Here is a 17,865-nt window from a genome sequence, read left to right as displayed (position 1 = left end):
ACATGATCGTGCGCCGGGTACAATCGTTTGAGGAGTGGCGCGTCGCAGCGCGCGGCTTGATCGCCAGCGGCGTGCCGCCCGCAGCGGTGCAATGGCAATCGGCAGCGCATGATGGCGATCTGTTTTCAAGCGCGATGGAAGAGGTGAGTGATGATGCGCCAGCTGATGCACCGGCCTTGCGCCTGCCGCGCCAGCTGGTTGAATTGCTGGAATGCGCCGCCTGCTATAGCGCCGTCGACCGCTGGGCTTTTTTATACCAGGTACTGTGGCGCTGGCAGCGTGGTGAACACGATGTGATCTCGCCTGCCGACCCCGATGGCGCGCGCCTGCACGGCATGGTCAAGGCCGTCCACCGCGAAGAACACGATATGCATGCCTATGTGCGTTTCAGGGAACGCAAAGAGGCCGACACTGATGATGCGCCGCGCTTTGTCGCCTGGTTCGAACCCACCCATGACGTACTGCCGCAAGTGGCCCGCCACTTCGCGCGCCGCATGGGCGCCATCAGCTGGATGATCGCCACGCCGACGGCCACCATGCTGTGGGATGGCGCCACCCTGCACGCCGGCCCTGCACTGCTCAAGGGCGCAGCCGATATCGATGATCACGGCGAAGCGCTGTGGCTGACCTACTACCGCAGCATCTTCAACCCCGCGCGCGTGAATGCCGGCCTGCTGCGCAGCCATATCCCTTCACGCTTCTGGAAAAACCTGCCCGAAGGCGCCATTGTGCCCGCCATGATCACGGGCGCGACCAATGGCGAACGGCGCACCGGACAAACGGCCACCGTCGGGCAGCGCAGCGGCGCAACCACCATCCCCATCCGCCCCGAACGGGCTTTGCCCCAGCGCGAAACCTTGACCACGCTGCAGCAATGCCGTCGCTGCGCACTCTGGCAACATGCCACGCAAGCCGTGCCGGGCAGCGGACCACAACCAGCGTCCATCATGCTGCTCGGAGAACAGCCGGGCGACCAGGAAGACCTGGCCGGCCTGCCCTTCGTCGGCCCGGCCGGCGCCGTGCTGGAGCAGGCCATGGCAGAGGCCAAGCTGTCACGCGACAGCGTCTACCTCACCAACGCCGTCAAACACTTCAAGTGGGAACCACGCGGCAAGCGCCGCCTGCACAAAACCCCCGCCCAGCGCGAAATCGCCGCCTGCCATGCCTGGCTGGAAGAAGAGCTGGAGCGCGTGCAGCCTGAAGTCATCGTCGCGCTGGGCAGTACCGCCTTGAAGTCATTGCTACAAGACGGCACAGCCACCCTGCAGTCCGTACTGGGGACACCGTTCCAGCATCAGGGCCGCTGGATAGTCGCCGTGTACCACCCGTCGTATGTCTTGCGGGCGCCGGATGAAACGGGCCGGCGGGAGGCTTATGCGGTGATGGTTGAGGGGTTGCGGCAGGCGATAAAGCTGCTTGAAGATGGGCAGCACAATCGGGTTTCATAGACAAAAAAATACCGCGCAGGGCGCGGTATTCCTTACATCGATCTGAACGATGTACTCAAGCCGTCGTCACCGGCGCCTCTTGCCCCTCAGTCCGCTGCGCATAGCGCTGCGCGATGACGGCGCAGATCATCAGCTGGATCTGGTGGAACAGCATCAGCGGCAGGATCACCATGCCCAACTCACGGGCGGAGAACAGCACCTTGGCCATCGGCACGCCGCTGGCCAGGCTTTTCTTGGAGCCGCAAAAGACGATGGTGATTTCATCTTCCTTGGAAAAGCCCAGGCGGCGGCTGACGAAAGTGCCGATGCCCAAGACCAGCGCCAGCAGCAGCAGGTTGACCAGGGCCAGCGCCACCAAAGTTTCCACCGACAGGGTATGCCACAGCCCTTCACCGACGGCTTCGCTGAAGGCGGTGTAGACCACCAGCAAGATCGAACCCTGGTCGACGTATTTCAGCACGGCCTTGTTGCGGTCGACCCAGCGGCCTATCCAGCGGCGCAGGAATTGGCCGGCCAGGAAAGGCAGCAGCAATTGCATGACGATCGACAGCACGGCGTCGAGCGACGATTTGCTGGCCGCGCCTTTGGCTACCAGCAAGCCCACCAGGATGGGGGCGAGAAAGATGCCGATGAAGTTCGAGGCCGAGGCGCTGCAGATGGCGGCTGGCACATTGCCGCGCGCCATGGCCGTCATGGCGATCGACGATTGCACAGTGGACGGCAGCGCGCACAGGAACAAGATGCCTACGTACAGCTCAGGCGTGAGGAAGGTCAGCGCCAGCGGACGCAGCGCCAGGCCCAGCAGGGGGAACATGACAAAGGTGCTGGCCAGTACCAGCAAATGCAAGCGCCAGTGCATCACGCCCGCCATGACGGCTTCCTTGGACAGCTTGGCGCCGTGCAGGAAGAACAGGGCGCCGATGGCGACGGTGGTGATGTTGCCGAAGACCACCGCGGTCGTGCCGGTGCAGGGCAGGAAGCTGGCCAGCGCCACGGTACATAGCAGGGCAATGGTGAAGTTATCAGGTTTCAACTTGCGCAACAGCGCCAGGGGAGAGGAAGAGGACATGCGATAGCCTGGTAGTGGCCCAGCCTTGCAACACAACGCTGTGCCAGGGATGACAAAAGCGCCAGAAGTGGCGCCATTGCTGGGTATTTTACCGCCGAACCCGTTTTCTCTTCCTTACAAAAGTGAAAGCCAGCCCCTGCCCCTGCACAGCAATCGAAGCCATAGGTCAATATATTAGTCAAAAAAGAAACAAAAAGTACTCAGAAGAAAATATTATTCTAGCAAAATATATGATGTCCATTTAAACTTAATGGTTTTGAAAATTACAACAATACTCTAGGGCTAAGAATGTATAAGTTATCTATCCTGATGGCAATGCTGGTTTTGACAGGTTGCGCCTCCGTCGCGGGTGAAAAATTCCAACCGGTTTCCATCCAGACTATTCATGAAAACAAGGAAGTATCAGGCATAGGCTGTAACCTGAGCAATGATGCGGGCAATTGGTTTGTGACCAGTCCCGGTAGTGTTATGGTGCATAAAAGTACTGGCGACCTGATTATCGATTGCAAAAAGGGCAGCCTGGCCGGCAATAACACCTTGGTATCGAAATCCAATGGCGCAGTGTGGGGCAATATCCTGCTGGGCGGCGGTATCGGCTACATCGTTGATCGCAATACAGGCGCTGGATTCGACTATCCGAATACCACTACGGTGCTGATGCGTGAAACAGCTTTGGGGCCGGTCACTCCGGTGCCACCGCAGGCCGCGGCAGATTCGTCTAAAAGCACACCACTTCCCGCAGCACAATAATCAAGTTCAATGCAATTGTGAGGCAGAATGCTGGCTAAGCGTGGAGCGGCCGGTCTCGGGAGGGAAGTCAGGCGACGGCTTCCTGAACTTCACAATAGCAAGAACGCTATTCACACGCGGCGCCAGCGCCATGGCTGTTTGCTGCATACCGTACAGGTGGGCAACCTACGCTGCGCGTGAACGCGGTACTGAACGCGCTGGCTGAGTTGTAACCACAGGCAAATGCAACCTGCTCGACACGCGCATCTTTCAGGCGCAGCGCGTCTTTGGCCAAGGCCATTCTCCAATGCAATAGATACGCCATGGGCGACACCCCCACCACCCGCGTAAAGCGCTCGGCGAAAGCGGAACGCGATGCCCCCGCGACCGCCGCCAGTTTCGATACGCTCCAGCCATGACGCACATCTGCATGCATGGCTGTTAGCGCCAGCGCAAGCTGCTTGTCGGCGAGGCCCGCCACAAGGCCTGGATGCGGCATGCCATGCGGTCCGGCACTATGCCGTATCGCTTCGACCAGCATGATCTCCAGCAATCGATTCAACACCAGCTCGCGCCCCGGTTGATACGAGGCCGTCTCCTCGGCAATATGGTTGAGCACGCCATGGAATCGGGGTGCATTCGATGCGTTTGCAGCGATGATCAACACCGGTGGCAACAGGCTTTGAAGCAACGCCATATTGATTTCGTCAAAGCTGAAGTGTCCGCCAAGCAGCCGCGTCATATTGGGGGATGGACCTGCCTTGTATTTGCCCTGATCGGCCAGCGCATCTTTGATGCGCACCGCGGCGGCCGGGCCGCCGTTGCTCAAGGTCCAGACAGGTGGCGCCGCCAGCAACAGGAAGTCGCCCTGCTGCACTCGCCAGCTACGCCCGTCGGGCAAATCCAGGCGGCAACTGCCAGCGCTTGCCAGGCAAAACGCCAGGCCGGCGGTACTGGGAAACTCCAGCGCCCAGTCACCAAAGAGTTCCCCTTGCTTCCAGGAAAAACCGCGCGGACGCAACAGCGTCAAGAATTGCGACAGGGGATCCATTTGGATGAATTGTAATGATAATCAGAGTTCTAAGTATAGATCATCCGGGCTTGACGATCTATATTGTGCTCTTGATATACACCGCGTCAGCGGTAAAAACGCAGAAGCAGAAAGGCTCGCCATGATCAATTGGACTATGCTTGAAATCGGATTCACAGGCTTGGCGCTGATAGCGCTCGGCAGCGTCAGCGCGCATGCATGGACACAAGATATTGCCCTCGATCAGTTAAAAGTACGATGGGCCAAAGCGCCATCGAAATTCATCGAACTGGACGGCATGCAGGTACATTACCGCGATGAAGGACCGCGGGACGACCCTGCACCCATCCTGCTGCTGCACGGTACTGGCAACAGTCTGCACACCTGGGACGCCTGGGCAGAGCAATTGAAAGGCAAGCACCGCGTCATCCGCTTTGACCGGCCAGGATTTGGACTGACAGGGCCAAATCCGACGGGCGACTACAGCATGGTCTACTTCGCCGATTTCACCCAGCGCTTCCTCGATGCGCTGCAGGTCCGGAAGGTGATTGTCGCCGGAAATTCAGCAGGCGGCCGCGTTGCCTTGTACCTGGCCAGCCGCCATCCCGAGCGCGTCGAAAAGCTGGTGCTGATCGCTTCGGCGGGCTACCCACGCAACACGCCATCGCAGTTCGCGTTCAGGCTCATGACCTCAAGATGGCTGGCCCCCATCCTGACGCGTATACTGCCAAGAGGGCAAGTGGAAGCCAATGTCAGGAACACCTACGGTGATCCTGCCAAAGTCAGCCAGGAAGTTCTCGATCGCAGTTATGAACTGACGCTACGCGAGGGCAACAGAGGCGCGCTTGGCGACAATTTGCGTCAGGCACAGGATGTGAATGATCAGGCACTGATCAAGGCAATCAAGGTGCCGACCCTGATCATGTGGGGTAGCAATGACCATGTGATTTCCATGATGCCCGATGCCGGGAATTTTCATCGGGATATTGCCGCAAGTCAGTTGGTCATTTTTGAAGGCAGCGGCCATATGCCACAGGAAGAATCCCCTGCCGAGACTGTTGCAGCGCTCAGGCAATTCCTTGATCCATTTTTCTGGAGTAACGATGTTTGAACTAGCCACCCTCGCATCTTTTACCGCCGTCGTCCTTGGCTTGTTTCTGATCCCAGGGCCAGCGGTGCTGCTAGTCTTCACGCGCACGGCACAAGGCGGACGTTCTGTCGGTATCATGACGGGCCTGGGCATCGCCTGCGGCGACTTTATCCACGCAATGGCGGCCGCGGTGGGACTGTCGACGATCCTGATGACGTCGGCACTGGCGTTCAACATCGTCAAGCTTGTCGGTGCGGCTTATCTGCTGTGGCTGGGCGTACAAGCGTTCCGCGAAAAGACCGGTGATGCCGAAGCGGGCCCAGCATCGCCCGCCATCACCGCAACACAAGCCTTTCTGCAAGCAGTGCCTGCCGAGGTGTTCAATCCCAAGACGGCGCTATTCTTTCTCGCCTTTATGCCGCAGTTCGTGCATCCGGAACGCGGATCGGTTTTCGTACAGTTCACCGTGCTGGGCCTGATATTCGTCTTGCTGAGCGCGCTCTATTCAGGCTTGCTGGTAATGTGCGTGCGTCCACTGGGCCACATGCTGGGCAGGCTAGCGTGGCTGAGTCGCTGGAAGGGCAAGATCGTTGGCACCATCTTCATCGGGCTTGGCCTGAAAGTGGCTGTCCAGCAGCATTGATGCGCCAGAACCATGCAAAAAAATGCCCTGTCCGTAGACAGGGCGACCCGGAGTGTTACAGCACGAACGGCGATTAGCCGGCGGCTTTGACTTTCAGTTCGTTCTTGATTTCTTTGACGCCGCTGACGGAAGCGACGATCTGGACTACGCGGTCACCGGCTTCTGCGCTCGGCACGTCGCCCGACAGGACGACCACGCCTTGCTTGGTCGCTACGTTGACTGGCAGGCTAGCGGCTTGAGCGTCGGCGCCCAGGGCGGCTTTGGCCGAGGAAGTGATGGTTTCATCAGGCACGGCGGCAGCGGCATTGGCAGCGACGACGGTGTCGGCAGCAGGTGCTTTTTGTGCGGAGTCAGCTGCATGCGAAGCGGTAATCGAAGCACCCGACAGCAGGGCGGCGGCAACCAGAGTATTGAACAGTTTCGATGTTTGCATGGTAGTTCCTCTCAATATGAAGTTAAAGCAACACTTTGAAGCGTCACATCTACCCATACAGCAAAGGCCGTGCCAGCTTTTATAAAACCTTATAAATCAATGACTTGGAATAAACACCGATTTTTTCAGCCTGGCACGGCCCGAAAAAGCGGGCTTTTTGTCGCCTGCCAGCGACAGCTTATGGCAAGCCTATCAATGTTTCACGCCAAGTCACTGATTCTAAAGTATTTATTCTTGTCGCTAATCAGCGACAGGCTCGCCATCGCCCCTGAACAAGGCTGGCGTCAGCTCGTATTTCTGCAGCAAACGATAAAACTCCGTGCGGTTGCGGTCGGCCAGGCGGGCGGCGTCGGCTACATTGCCATCGGTCAGGCGCAGCAGCTGGACCAGGTAGTCGCGCTCGAAACGCTGCTTGGCTTCGTTGTAGCTGAGCGCTTCCAGCGATGGCACGCGCAAGGCGCGCTGCACCAGGGTCAAGGGCACCAGCGGCGCCGTCGCCAGCGCGCACACTTGCTCGACGACATTGAATAGCTGGCGCACATTGCCGGGCCAGGGCGCGCCCACCAGCGCCGTCAAGGCGTCGGGGGCGAAACCGTTCAAAGGCTTTTGGTACTTGGCAGCCACTTTTTGCAGGAAGTGATTGGCCAGCAGGGCGATATCTTCGCGGCGCTCGGCCAGCGGCGGCAAGACCAGCGTCACCACGTTCAGGCGGTAATACAAATCTTCGCGGAATTGCCCTTCAGCCATGGCGGTATCGAGGTCGCGGTGCGTGGCCGACAGCAACCGCACATCGACCGGCTGGGTGCGGTCGGCGCCGACGGGGCGCACGGCCCGCTCTTGCAGCACGCGCAGCAATTTCACTTGCAGCGGCAGCGGCATGTCGCCGATCTCGTCCAGGAACAGGGTGCCGCCATCGGCGGCCTGGAACAAGCCTTCGCGGTTGGCCACCGCGCCCGTAAACGAGCCTTTCACGTGGCCAAACAATTCCGATTCCAGCAGTTGCTCGGGGATCGCGCCACAGTTGACGGCGATAAACGGCGCCTTGGCGCGGCGGCTGGCATTGTGCAGCGCGCGCGCCAGCAATTCCTTGCCGGTGCCGCTGGCGCCGCGTATCAAGATGCTGGCGTCGGAACCGGCCACCAGCCGCGCTTCGGCCAGCAATTCGGCCATCGGCGCGCTGCGGCTGATCAGCTCGGCGCGCCAGCTTTCATCGCTCGATGCGGGTGTCGGCATGACGGTGGACAGGTTGACGGCGTAGGCCACTTTTTCCATGAGCAACTTGCCGTCGAACGGTTTCGTCAGGTAAGCAAACGCGCCGCGCGCGGTGGCGTCGACGGCGTCGGGAATGGTGCCGTGGGCAGTCAGCAAGATGACGGGCAGGGCCGAATGCTGGCGGCGGATATCGTCGAACAGCGCCAGGCCGTCGCGGCCCGGCAATTGCACGTCGGTAATGACCAACGCCGGCAATTCGACCGCCAGCCGGGCCAGAGCCGCTTCCGCGCTGCCCACGGCCGTGACCCGGTAATTGCCCGCCTTCAGACGTATCGTCAGCAGCCGCAGCAGGTCGGGATCGTCGTCCACTAACAGGATGTGCGCTTGATCGCTCATTTTTGCGCTCCTGCGGCAGGGCGCACGGACAGGCTGCGCTCGATGTTTTTCAAGCCTTCGAGTTTTTCATTCAATTGATCATTGCGGCGCTGGGCGTCGCGCAGCTGGCCATTGAGTTTCTCGATGGCTTCATCCTGGCGCCGCGTTTCCGCATAATGGGCGGCCAGCAATTGCGCCAGCGGCGCCAGCATCTGCTCATCCTTGCCGGTGCTCTGGATAATCGGTTCCAGCAGTGCCTGAGCGCGGACCAGGTCGCCCGTACCGTGCACGGTGGCGGCCAGCATGGCGCGGCGCAGATTGTTTTTGGCAGACGCATCTGCCGCAGCCATATCCTGCTGGGCCTTGGCCAGTTCGGACGGCGTCATCAGGCGCACGCTGGCATGATAGGCCAGCAATTCGGCCACGCTGGGGTCGGGCACTAGAATCACGCGCGGCGGCGTCTGCACCAGCACGGGCGTCTGTTTCACGGGTGTGGCAGCGCAGGCAGCCAGCAGCATGGCACACAGTACAAGACCGGCGCGGGAAGCAAGAGGTGTCATCATAAGGGCAGTTCTATCCGAAAATGGGCGCCGGCCGGGCGCGGTAAAAGAGCGACGCTGCCTTCGTGGGCGGCAATATATTCGCGCACGATGGACAGGCCGATGCCATTGCCATTGCGCGCGCTGGCCGCCTGGCGCACTCCCTGGTAAAACGGTTCAAAAATACGCTCCACATCTTCCGGCGCCACACCGCTCCCCTCGTCGATACAATCGATACGGGCCCGCTTGCCCTCGGCAGCCAAGGTGAACTGCACGATACCGCCTTCTGGACTGAAGCGCACGGCGTTCGACAGGATATTGGCCAGCGCCGTGGCCAGCTTGTCGCGGTCCGCCTGCACGATCAAGGACTCGCCCTGCACCTCCACCGTCAGGCGGCGCGCCTGCCATTGCAGCCGCTGCCCGGCTACCACGGCCTGCAGCAAAACCAGCAAATCGACCTTGCTGCAAGCTAAGTGCTGGGCGTCAAAAGCGGCGGTATTGTAGCGCAGCAAGTCTTCGATCTGGTTTTGCAAGGAAGCCGTATTTTGCTGCAAGATGCCGGCGATTTCACGCTGGCCATCGCTGAGCTTACCCGCCACTTCATCTTCCAGCAAGGCCACGCCTTCACGCAGGGCGGCCAGCGGCGTTTTCAATTCATGCGAAATATGGCGCAGGAAACGTTCCTTGTCCGCATCGAGATCGCGCAAGCGCTGGCGCAGCCAGTCGAGCTGCTGGCCCAGGCGGCGCGTATCGGCCGGACCGCCCACCACGATGGGCTGGTCATAGCGTTTATCGCCGAGCCGTTCGATGGCTGTCTCGATGCGGCGCAGCGGGCGCGACAGCAGAAAACCAAAGCAGGTGGCCAGCACGGCGGCCAAGACCACGGCGCCGATTACCAGCGCCCCCAGCAAACGGCGCTGGCGTTCCAGTTCCACCAGCAGCGCATCGTTGCGGCTGCCGATTTCCGTCTTGCTGTCGCGCGCCAGGCTGTCATTGATTTGCGCCATGCGGGCAAACGCGCGATACACGACGGCGTGGCCATCGCGTTTGCGTCGCTTGCCTGCCTGCAACACTTGCCATGCGGCTTCCGCTTGCGCCGTCCACTCGTCAGCCAATTGCTGCGCGAAGCCGGGTGTGGCGCGGTTCAATACTTTCAGCGAAGCCGCCGCTTCTTCCCGCGCGCTGGCATAGCGGTCGCGGAACACCGGGTCATCCAGCACCAGGAACTGGCGCGCGCTGCGCTCCATTGCCAGCGTGCGCTCGGACAGCCGCTGCGACTGCTCCGTCAAGGTGATCGCCTGCGCCGCCGTTTCGCGGCCCAGCCGCGCCAGATGTTCCAGGGTCAGCAAGGCTTGCACGGACGTGGCCGTCAAAATGCCTGCCGTCAGGATGAAGGCGGCAAATAACAATTGGCGAAAGGAAAGTCTGGACACGCTGAAACCTTGTAAGGGCGATGGGAAAAAGAGCATGGTACGCTAAGCGCCCATTGGAAGACGCCGCCTACCCTGAAGCAATCAGAATAACAACGTTGTTGGATTGCACCTCAGCAGGAATCAAGTGAGGGTGGGCCAGCGCGGGCGGCGAATAGTCCTAGTACAATAGGGAAAAACTTCATACAGGCATCAAAGTCGCCCGCAGGCTCTGGCTTTTCGCCGCTTTGGCCCCAACTATGATGCACGGCCACCGAATTCCCGAATCACTTACCGCAGAGATCCCACACCGCATGAGCACATTTGAAAAAGTCAGCAGTAACTTCATTCCAGTCTTGCAGGCAACCATCGAGCAATACGTCGAGCCCGCATCGGGCATGCGTCATATCCATATGCATACCGAGCAGGCTGAGATGGTGTTCCTGGTGGCTTTTCCCACGGTGCCTGAAGTGAGCGATGGCCGCGCCCACATCCTGGAACACCTGGCCCTGTGCGGTTCGTCCCGCTACCCGGTGCGCGACCCGTTCTTTTCGATGCTGCGCCGCTCCACAGCCACCTTCATGAATGCGATGACCTACCCGGACCGCACCGTGTACCCGTTTGCCAGCACCGACCGCAAGGATTTCTTCAACCTGCTCGACGTGTACCTGGATGCGGCCTTCTTCCCGAATCTCGATTATCTGAATTTCCGCCAGGAAGGTTGGCGCCATGCCTTCGAAGGCGACAAGCTGGTGTACCAGGGCATCGTTTTCAATGAAATGAAGGGTGCGTTCAATAGCCCCATGCGCGCGCTCGATAGCGGCATCGCCAGCACCTTGCTCAAAGGCACGACGTATGAAGTGGAGTCGGGCGGCGATCCGCTCGATATCCCGGACTTGACGCATGACATGCTGAAAGAATTCCACGCCAGCCACTATCACCCATCGCAAGCGATCATCATGACGGCCGGCAATATCGAAGCGTCGGCCGTGCAGGAACAAGTGGCCGAACGCGTGCTGTCCAAACTCAGCGGTTTCAGCCCGCGCCGTTTGCCGCAACTGGCGCCAAGCTGGAGCGCACCGCAAGAAAACACCGTCAAGATTCCTTCGCAAGAAGCACGCGACGATGAATTCGGCTTGCAGTTTGCCTGGCTGATGGGTGAATCGTCCGATCCGCTGGCGTTTTACCACGCCCATCTGCTGTCGGCAGGCCTGCTCGGTGAATCGTCGGCGCCCGTCATGCGCGCCATGGAATCGGCTGGTTATGGCCGCCCATCGGACATGAATGGCCGCGATGCGGGCACGCGCCAGATGGTATTCCACATCGGCATGGAAGGCTTGACGCAAGAACAGATCGCCGACGCCCACAGCCGCATCTGGAGCGCGCTGGAAGAGACGGCAAAAGAAGGCATTCCAGCTGCCGTATTGCACGCCGCCTTGCGCGACATCAAGTACAGCCAGCGCGAAATCAGCAGCGGCCGCATGCCTTACGGCCTGGGCCGTTTGCTGCACGCCTTGCCGCTGGCCATGTATGGCGGCGACGTCATGCATGCCTTCGACAATGCAGCTATTTTGGAAACGCTGGAAAAACAAGTCGACGATCCGGAATTCTTCAAGCAACTGGTGCGTGACCTGATCGCCAACCCGACCCGCTTGACCACGCGTGTAGTGCCCGACAGCGCCTTCTTTACAAGCCGCGCGGCACAGGAAGAGGCCAAGCTGGCGGCCCTGCAAGCGAGTTTGACGGACGCGCAGCGCGAACACATCGTGGCCGAGTCGGCCGCACTGGAAGCGCACCAGCAATTGCCGTCGAACTCGGAAGTGTTGCCGCGCATCCGCCCTGGCGACGTCAGCGTCCATCCGCGTCCTGCCCTGCCGATTCCTGCCGCCGTGAATGGCGCGGTGGCGTTTTCCATCGCCTCGAACGGCATCAGCTACGCCAATGTGCTGTACGACGTGTCGCACTTGCCGGAAGCGGCCTGGCCATGGCTGCGTTTGTACACGGATCTGGCGCCGGAACTGGGTGTCGGTGAATTGTCGTTTGATGACGCCAGCGCCTGGCGCCAGAGCATGGTGCCATCGTTCCATATCGGTCTGGAAGCCATCCCGCGCCCGCAACAGGCGATGCGCGTGGAACTGTCGTTCTCGGCCAGCGGCTTGCGTGAAGAACATGCGGCAATTGCCGCCGTGCTGTCGGCCTGGATCGCCAAGCCACGTTTCGATGAAGAAGAGCGTCTGGCGTTCCTGATCGAAAGCCTGGTGCAAGACAAATTGAGCAGCCTGGCCGAATCGGGTGGCCGCTACGCCATGCTGGCCGCTGCTGCGCCGCTGTCTGCCATGCGCCGTTTCGACGACATCGTCGGTGGCCCGTCCGCCTTGCCGTTCTACCGCCGTCTGCAGCAATTGAGCAAAACTTCGGAAGGCTTGCAGGAAATCGCCCGCGAACTCGATACCTTGCACGCGCAAATCATCGCGCAAGTACCGACCGTGCTGTGCGCCGGCCTGGAACAGGATGGCTTGAGCCTGGCTGGCCTGCTCGACTTGCCAGCGCCATCGGCAAGCGCAGCAAGCACTGCACCAGTTGCTGAGGCAGCAGCATTGCCGCTGGCCAATACGGCCCTGCATGCGACCAGCCAGATCAACCATTGCTACGTGGCCTGGCCCGTGCCAGGCGTGCATAGCCCGGATGCGGCGGCGCTGGCCGTCGCCGCCGAGCTGATGACCAACCAGGTGCTGCATACGGCCCTGCGTGAAAAAGGCGGCGCCTATGGCGGCAGCGCCAGCTATGCGGCCGGCGCCGGCACCTTCACCTTGAGCTCTTACCGCGATCCGCGCCTGGCCGGCACCTATGCCGACTTTGGCGGCACCTTGGAACAGATCCTCGATGGCGATTTTTCGCAAGAGCAAGTCGAAGAAGCGATCATTTGCGTGATCAAGGGACTCGACAAGCCGCACTCGCCGTACGCGGAAGCGCTGACGGCGTGGAATATGCAGCAGCGTGGCACGACGGAAGCCGTGCGCCAGCAATTCCGCAGCGGCGTGCTGAACTGCACCCTGGCGCAGATCAAGGCTGTCACGCGCACCTGGCTGAAGGATGGCCAGGCTAGCCGCGCCGCGTTTGCGGGCAATACGGCGCAAGACCTGGCAGGACTGGAAGTGGTCGACCTGCTGGCGCTGGCGTCCTAAACGGGCAGTTGCGCCAGCGCATCGCCCAGAGCGTCATAGACGATACGAAAGCGGCGCGCCAGCGGGCCGCGCTGGGGGCGGTAGATGTAGATGTCCCATGGGGTCGCCTCGGCGTCGCGCATGACGGCGACCAGGCGGCCGCTGGCCAGGTGTTCGCGCGCCAGGAAGTCTGGCACCTGGCCATAGGCCAGGCCCGCCAGCACGGCAGACAATTCCGCTTCGGCATCATTGCACATGAAGCGCGCGCCTGCCGGGTACAGACGCTGGCCATCGGCAAACATCCACGGCCAGGCGCGGCCCGTGCTGCTGTCATACATGGCGGTGGTCGGCAAGCGGTGCAAATCATCAAAACTGAGGGGCTCGCCATGCTGCGCGATGCAGTCCGGCGTCGCCACCACGAATAGCTGCGTCCCGGCTACCTTGCGCACCACGAAACGGTTATCGCGCGGCAAGCCGATCCGCACGCCGATATCGATTTTTTCATTGACCACGTCAGCCAGCGCATCGCTGAGGCGCAAATCGATATCGATTTTCGGATAACGCCTGGCGATCGCCGTCAGCGCCGGCAAGATCACGGTACGCGACAGGGCGGCCGGCGCCGTCAGGCGCACCATGCCTGCGGCTTCCTCAACCTCATCGTTTTCCTCGTGCTCGAACACGGTATCGATCTGCTCGACAGCCAGCCGCGCTCGCTCGGCCAGGGCGGCGCCAAACTCACTCAGTTGCACTTGCCGCGTGTTACGGTGAAACAGCAATTCGCCTTGCAAGCGCTCCAGTTCCTGCACCGCGCGCGTGACGGCCTGCGGCGAAATACCCAGCCGCGTGGCCGCTTCCTTGAAGCTGCCCAGTTTGGCGGCGGTGCAAAAAATGCGCAGCATTTCGAGTCGGTTCAACATGCGATGTCCTTTTGCAATTTCAATAACTATTCCACAATTTGGAATTTTGAAATCGTATCATTTCCATTGTTTGGCAGCGTCAACACCCCGATACTGGTTTCATCAGCAGCACTGTGCTGCTCACACAAGGAAACCATCATGTCACAAGCTATCGCAGGAAAAGTCGTCGTTATCACCGGCGCCAGCAGCGGTCTGGGCGCCGCCACCGCCCGCCACTTGGGCGCACTGGGCGCGTCCGTGGTGCTGGGCGCGCGCCGCACCGAGCAACTGAACAGCATCGCTGCCGACATCGCGGCCGCTGGCGGCAAGGCTACCGTGGTGCAGACGGACGTCACCGTCGCTGCCGACGTGCAGCGCCTGGTCGACACGGCCATCACCACCTTCGGCAAGATCGATGTGCTGATCAATAACGCGGGCCTGATGGCCATCGCCCCGCTGGACGCGCTGAAAGTGGACGAATGGGAACGCATGATCGACATCAACATCAAAGGCGTGCTGTACGGCATCGCTGCCGCCTTGCCACATTTCCGCACCCAAGGCAGCGGCCACTTCATCAATGTGTCGTCGGTGGCTGGCCATAAAGTCATCAGCCCGGGCGGCACCGTCTACAGCGGCACCAAGTTTGCCGTGCGCGCCATCTCGGAAGGCTTGCGCCATGAAGTGGGCGGCGCCATCCGCACCACCGTCATTTCGCCAGGCGCGGTGGATACGGAATTGCAGTCCGGCAGCAGCCACGCGCAAAGCGCCGCCCACCTGAAAGAGTTTTACAAGATCGCCATTCCGGCCGAGACCGTAGCGCGCGCCGTGGCCTATGCCATCGAACAGCCGGACGGCGTGGACCTCAACGAAATCGTGCTGCGTCCTACCTTGCAGGATTTTTAAGCGATCACGTTTGCCTGCAACGATTCGGCGATCAGGCCCGCCAGCCGGTCGACAGGCGGCCTGGCCGTGGACGCGCCCTGCAGCAATTCCAGCGATAGCGCGGGCAGGGCGGGCAAACCGGCTACCTGCGCATCGAGCGCACGCACGGAAGCGGGCAAGCCATAACAAGTACGCACCGTCACGCCTAGCCCGGCAGCGGCCGCTGCCCACAAGCCGGACAGGCTAGGGCTGGTAAACGCCGTGCGCCAGGCGATACCGGCCCGGTCCAGCGCCTGCGTGGCGCAGCGCTGGAACAGGCATTCGCGGTCAAAGGTAATCAAGGGCAAAGGTTCGCCTGACTCGGGCTGCCATGCCAGGCTGGCTGAGGCGATCCAGCGCATGGCAGGCGCGGCCAGGGTCTGGCGCTGGGCAGCGGGCCAGGCCAGAGTGTCGGGCAGGGCCGCGCCACCCCACAGCAGGGCCAGATCCAGCTGGCCTGTGGACAAGCGTTCCAGCAAGGCCGTGTTGCGCGACACATGCGCTTCGATGCGCACTTTCGGATGGGCGCGGGCAAACCGCCCCAACACATCGGGCAGCAGCACTTCGCCAAAATCCTCCTGCAAACCCAGCTTGACCCAGCCTTCCAGTTCCACGCCGTGCAAGGCGACGAACGCTTCATCGTTCAGTTCGACCATGCGGCGCGCATAGGCCAGCAAAACTTCGCCACCATCGGTCAGCGCCAGGCCCCGTCCATCCTTGCGAAACAGGGGCAGACCCGCCTGCTCTTCCAGTTTTTTCAGCTGCGCACTGACGGCCGAAGTGGAACGGCCTACTTTATCGGCCGCTCGCGCGTAGCTGCCCAGGTCCACACCGGCCACATAGCTGCGCAAAAAGGCGATATCGAAATTCATCTGTCTGCTTCCTTGTTGACCATCCTATTTTTCAGGACGATAGCTTCAATACTTTCTGATATTCAGAATGATCGTACTGCGCAACACTGTGCAGGTCAATCACAACCTGCCGCTATCATGTCCACCGCTTGCACGCCTGTTTCCCTTCCCCTTGAAAGTCCTGTCCGGGGCGCCGGCCACCGTTGGAAGGTGCTAGGCGTCGGCGTAGCCGCCAATGCCAGCTTTTCGGCCGCCGCCGCTGGTTTGCCCACCACCGCCATCTGGCTGCGCAGCGGCTATCAGCTAAGCAATGCCGAACTGGGGATCGCCCTGGGCGCCATGGGCCTGGGCGTGGCCTTGTCGGAACTGCCGTGGGGTATGGCGACCGACCGCTGGGGCGACCGGCCCGTGCTGCTGTGGGGCTTGCTGGGCACCATGCTGTCCTTGCTGTCCTTACTGCTGTGGATAACACCGGTCCATGGCGCCGTGCCCTCCCTGTTTTCACTGGCGGCGGGCCTGGCGCTGGTGGGTGTCTTGGGCGGCAGCGTGAACGGTTCCAGCGGCCGCGCCGTGATGCGCTGGTTCGGTCCCGGTGAACGGGGGTTTGCCATGAGCATCCGCCAGACGGCCGTGCCGCTCGGTGGCGCACTGGGCGCACTGATCTTGCCTACCCTGGCAGCCCGCTATGGCTTTGCAATGGTGTTTGGCGCGCTGGCCTTCGCATGCGCCCTATCGGCCGCGTTCGCCTGGAGGTGGATGCATGAGCCAGATTTTTCTGTCGAGGCCGCCAAGGCCCCGCAAAACGTCTCTGCGGGGCTGTTATCGGCACAGGAAGCTCCGCCATTGCGCAATGGCCGCATCTGGCGCATGGTGGGCGCCATCGCACTGCTGTGCGCGCCACAATCGGCTATCCTCAGCTACGCCACGATTTTTTTGCACGACCAGGGCAAGCTGGGCCTGGCCGCCGTCACCACGGTAATGGTGTCGCTGCAGGCCGGCGCCATGGTGATGCGCATCTGGAGCGGGCGCCACACGGACCGCCACGCCAACCGTCCCGCCTATCTGCGCGGCTGCGTGCTGGTGGCAACTATGGCATTCCTGCTGCTGGGTATCGTTGCCTCGATCAATGCACCAGGCTGGATGCTGATGGTCGCCATCGTGCTGGCCGGCATTGCCGTCTCCTCCTGGCATGGCGTCGGCTACACGGAACTGGCGACCGTGGCCGGCAGCAACCATGCGGGCACGGCGCTGGGCATGGCCAACACGGCCGTGTATGTGAGCTTTTTCCTCACGCCGGTGCTGATACCTCATTTGCTGGACCTGGTCGCCTGGCGTGGCGTGTGGTGCGTATCGGCGGTGGTGGCGCTGGCAGCGTGGCCGCTGTTTCCCAAGCGCTAGGATGCAACTTTGATGCGGTAGACGCAGCGCATCGCGTCGCTCAATAAATGCTGTTCGCGCACTACGCTGCCCGCCGGTCCCACCACTTCCTGGAATAGCTGCAATTCGGAGCGGCAAAATCCCTGGCAGGTGCGGGCGGCGGCGCAGATCGGGCAATGGTCTTCGATCAGCAGCCAGTCGTCGCCATCGGCTTCCACCCTGGCCATATAACCCTCTTCATCGCGGATCGCCGCCAGCTGCTGCAAGCGCGTCGGCAAGTCAGCTGCCTTACAGACCTGCGCATACGCGGCGCGGCTTTCCTCTTCGCGCTGGCCGATCAATTTATCGAGACCTGCCTCGCCAAACAATTCGCGCACGGAGCCGATCAGCTTGATCGTCAGCTGCGCATGCGTGTCGGGAAAACGCGCATTGCCCGCCTCCGTCAAGATCCAGTTCTGGCGCGGCCGGCCAGCGCCCGTTTGCGGCTCTTGCCGCCCCTCGATCAAGCCCGCCGCCACCAGCTTTTGCACTTGCTGGCGCGCCGCCTCGCCCGTCATTTCCAGGGTCTTCGCCAAGGCCGCCGTGGAGACGGGCCCCTTGGTCTTGATGAAATACAGGATGCGCTCCGTCGTTTGCGGAGTCTCGGCATTATCCAAACGTTTACTTGTGTAATTCATTT

At 61.3% G+C, this 17,865-nt stretch carries 16 protein-coding genes; 7 read left to right on the top strand and 9 right to left on the bottom strand.

Features of this window, described 5'->3' with window-relative positions; genetic code table 11:
* Positions 1–2: 2 nt before the first annotated feature.
* On the top strand, positions 3–1,448 hold the full coding sequence (locus HDE75_RS24930) for a UdgX family uracil-DNA binding protein (protein ID WP_183682443.1): 1,446 nt from the start codon (positions 3–5) through the stop codon (positions 1,446–1,448).
* Positions 1,449–1,503: 55 nt separating this feature from the next.
* Here the strand turns inward: HDE75_RS24930 and HDE75_RS24925 are convergent, their stop codons facing one another.
* Positions 1,504–2,517, bottom strand: a complete 1,014-nt coding sequence (locus tag HDE75_RS24925) for a bile acid:sodium symporter family protein (RefSeq protein ID WP_183682254.1) — start codon at positions 2,515–2,517, stop codon at positions 1,504–1,506.
* 288 nt (positions 2,518–2,805) lie between these two features.
* On the opposite strand from HDE75_RS24925, the gene HDE75_RS24920 reads away from it, so the two are divergent.
* Positions 2,806–3,267 carry a hypothetical protein gene (locus tag HDE75_RS24920; RefSeq protein ID WP_183682251.1) on the top strand — a complete coding sequence of 154 codons (462 nt, stop codon included), beginning with the start codon at positions 2,806–2,808 and terminating at the stop codon, positions 3,265–3,267.
* A gap of 106 nt (positions 3,268–3,373) precedes the next feature.
* On the opposite strand, the gene HDE75_RS24915 is transcribed toward HDE75_RS24920, so the two are convergent.
* Positions 3,374–4,297 (bottom strand): AraC family transcriptional regulator, encoded by a 924-nt coding sequence (locus tag HDE75_RS24915; protein ID WP_183682249.1) that lies wholly within the window; start codon positions 4,295–4,297, stop codon positions 3,374–3,376.
* A gap of 121 nt (positions 4,298–4,418) precedes the next feature.
* Between HDE75_RS24915 and HDE75_RS24910 the strand changes: the two genes are divergently transcribed.
* Positions 4,419–5,387: an alpha/beta fold hydrolase gene (locus tag HDE75_RS24910; protein WP_183682245.1), complete on the top strand. Its 969-nt coding sequence runs from the start codon at positions 4,419–4,421 to the stop codon at positions 5,385–5,387.
* Complete coding sequence (locus HDE75_RS24905) at positions 5,380–6,009, top strand: LysE family translocator (protein ID WP_183682243.1); 630 nt, start codon at positions 5,380–5,382, stop codon at positions 6,007–6,009. Before HDE75_RS24910 ends, HDE75_RS24905 begins: the two co-directional genes overlap by 8 nt.
* A 73-nt stretch (positions 6,010–6,082) precedes the next feature.
* Here the strand turns inward: HDE75_RS24905 and HDE75_RS24900 are convergent, their stop codons facing one another.
* From HDE75_RS24900 to HDE75_RS24885, 4 genes are all read right to left on the bottom strand, one after another.
* On the bottom strand, positions 6,083–6,442 hold the full coding sequence (locus tag HDE75_RS24900) for a BON domain-containing protein (protein ID WP_183682240.1): 360 nt from the start codon (positions 6,440–6,442) through the stop codon (positions 6,083–6,085).
* A 240-nt stretch (positions 6,443–6,682) separates the two neighbouring features.
* Positions 6,683–8,050 (bottom strand): sigma 54-interacting transcriptional regulator, encoded by a 1,368-nt coding sequence (locus HDE75_RS24895; RefSeq protein WP_183682238.1) that lies wholly within the window; start codon positions 8,048–8,050, stop codon positions 6,683–6,685.
* Entirely contained in the window at positions 8,047–8,592 is a 546-nt protein-coding gene (locus HDE75_RS24890; RefSeq protein ID WP_260174366.1) for a hypothetical protein, read from the bottom strand. Before HDE75_RS24890 ends, HDE75_RS24895 begins: the two co-directional genes overlap by 4 nt.
* Positions 8,589–10,001: a HAMP domain-containing sensor histidine kinase gene (locus HDE75_RS24885; protein WP_183682235.1), complete on the bottom strand. Its 1,413-nt coding sequence runs from the start codon at positions 9,999–10,001 to the stop codon at positions 8,589–8,591. Before HDE75_RS24885 ends, HDE75_RS24890 begins: the two co-directional genes overlap by 4 nt.
* A gap of 290 nt (positions 10,002–10,291) precedes the next feature.
* Between HDE75_RS24885 and HDE75_RS24880 the strand changes: the two genes are divergently transcribed.
* Complete coding sequence (locus HDE75_RS24880) at positions 10,292–13,162, top strand: insulinase family protein (protein WP_183682232.1); 2,871 nt, start codon at positions 10,292–10,294, stop codon at positions 13,160–13,162.
* Here HDE75_RS24880 and HDE75_RS24875 read toward each other — a convergent pair.
* A complete protein-coding gene (locus tag HDE75_RS24875) occupies positions 13,159–14,058 on the bottom strand; it encodes a LysR family transcriptional regulator (RefSeq protein ID WP_183682228.1) in 900 nt (299 codons plus the stop codon). The genes HDE75_RS24880 and HDE75_RS24875 overlap by 4 nt on opposite strands.
* A gap of 138 nt (positions 14,059–14,196) precedes the next feature.
* Between HDE75_RS24875 and HDE75_RS24870 the strand changes: the two genes are divergently transcribed.
* On the top strand, positions 14,197–14,940 hold the full coding sequence (locus HDE75_RS24870; RefSeq protein ID WP_183682202.1) for an SDR family oxidoreductase: 744 nt from the start codon (positions 14,197–14,199) through the stop codon (positions 14,938–14,940).
* Here HDE75_RS24870 and HDE75_RS24865 read toward each other — a convergent pair.
* Positions 14,937–15,830 carry a LysR substrate-binding domain-containing protein gene (locus HDE75_RS24865; RefSeq protein WP_183682199.1) on the bottom strand — a complete coding sequence of 298 codons (894 nt, stop codon included), beginning with the start codon at positions 15,828–15,830 and terminating at the stop codon, positions 14,937–14,939. The genes HDE75_RS24870 and HDE75_RS24865 overlap by 4 nt on opposite strands.
* 117 nt (positions 15,831–15,947) lie before the next feature.
* Here HDE75_RS24865 and HDE75_RS24860 point away from each other — a divergent pair, with 117 nt between their 5' ends.
* Positions 15,948–17,207, top strand: a complete 1,260-nt coding sequence (locus HDE75_RS24860) for an MFS transporter (RefSeq protein ID WP_183682196.1) — start codon at positions 15,948–15,950, stop codon at positions 17,205–17,207.
* Here the strand turns inward: HDE75_RS24860 and HDE75_RS24855 are convergent.
* Complete coding sequence (locus HDE75_RS24855; protein ID WP_183682192.1) at positions 17,204–17,863, bottom strand: helix-turn-helix transcriptional regulator; 660 nt, start codon at positions 17,861–17,863, stop codon at positions 17,204–17,206. The genes HDE75_RS24860 and HDE75_RS24855 overlap by 4 nt on opposite strands.
* Positions 17,864–17,865: the final 2 nt, after the last annotated feature.

This window comes from Janthinobacterium silvisoli, assembly GCF_014200725.1.
Taxonomy (GTDB): Bacteria; Pseudomonadota; Gammaproteobacteria; order Burkholderiales; family Burkholderiaceae_D; genus Janthinobacterium.
The sequence above is the reverse complement of the archived record's forward strand: the minus strand, read 5'-3'. Positions and strand labels throughout refer to the sequence as shown.

Bases quoted from the DNA above. Each gene is read 5' to 3' on its own strand.
- HDE75_RS24880 (WP_183682232.1), top strand. From the start codon at position 10,292: ATGAGCACATTTGAAAAAGTCAGCAGTAACTTCATTCCAGTCTTGCAG.
- HDE75_RS24900 (WP_183682240.1), bottom strand. From the start codon at position 6,442: ATGCAAACATCGAAACTGTTCAATACTCTGGTTGCCGCCGCCCTGCTG.
- HDE75_RS24925 (WP_183682254.1), bottom strand. From the start codon at position 2,517: ATGTCCTCTTCCTCTCCCCTGGCGCTGTTGCGCAAGTTGAAACCTGAT.
- HDE75_RS24855 (WP_183682192.1), bottom strand. From the start codon at position 17,863: ATGAATTACACAAGTAAACGTTTGGATAATGCCGAGACTCCGCAAACG.
- HDE75_RS24910 (WP_183682245.1), top strand. From the start codon at position 4,419: ATGATCAATTGGACTATGCTTGAAATCGGATTCACAGGCTTGGCGCTG.
- HDE75_RS24930 (WP_183682443.1), top strand. From the start codon at position 3: ATGATCGTGCGCCGGGTACAATCGTTTGAGGAGTGGCGCGTCGCAGCG.
- HDE75_RS24890 (WP_260174366.1), bottom strand. From the start codon at position 8,592: ATGATGACACCTCTTGCTTCCCGCGCCGGTCTTGTACTGTGTGCCATG.
- HDE75_RS24920 (WP_183682251.1), top strand. From the start codon at position 2,806: ATGTATAAGTTATCTATCCTGATGGCAATGCTGGTTTTGACAGGTTGC.
- HDE75_RS24860 (WP_183682196.1), top strand. From the start codon at position 15,948: ATGTCCACCGCTTGCACGCCTGTTTCCCTTCCCCTTGAAAGTCCTGTC.
- HDE75_RS24875 (WP_183682228.1), bottom strand. From the start codon at position 14,058: ATGTTGAACCGACTCGAAATGCTGCGCATTTTTTGCACCGCCGCCAAA.
- HDE75_RS24895 (WP_183682238.1), bottom strand. From the start codon at position 8,050: ATGAGCGATCAAGCGCACATCCTGTTAGTGGACGACGATCCCGACCTG.
- HDE75_RS24905 (WP_183682243.1), top strand. From the start codon at position 5,380: ATGTTTGAACTAGCCACCCTCGCATCTTTTACCGCCGTCGTCCTTGGC.
- HDE75_RS24915 (WP_183682249.1), bottom strand. From the start codon at position 4,297: ATGGATCCCCTGTCGCAATTCTTGACGCTGTTGCGTCCGCGCGGTTTT.
- HDE75_RS24865 (WP_183682199.1), bottom strand. From the start codon at position 15,830: ATGAATTTCGATATCGCCTTTTTGCGCAGCTATGTGGCCGGTGTGGAC.
- HDE75_RS24870 (WP_183682202.1), top strand. From the start codon at position 14,197: ATGTCACAAGCTATCGCAGGAAAAGTCGTCGTTATCACCGGCGCCAGC.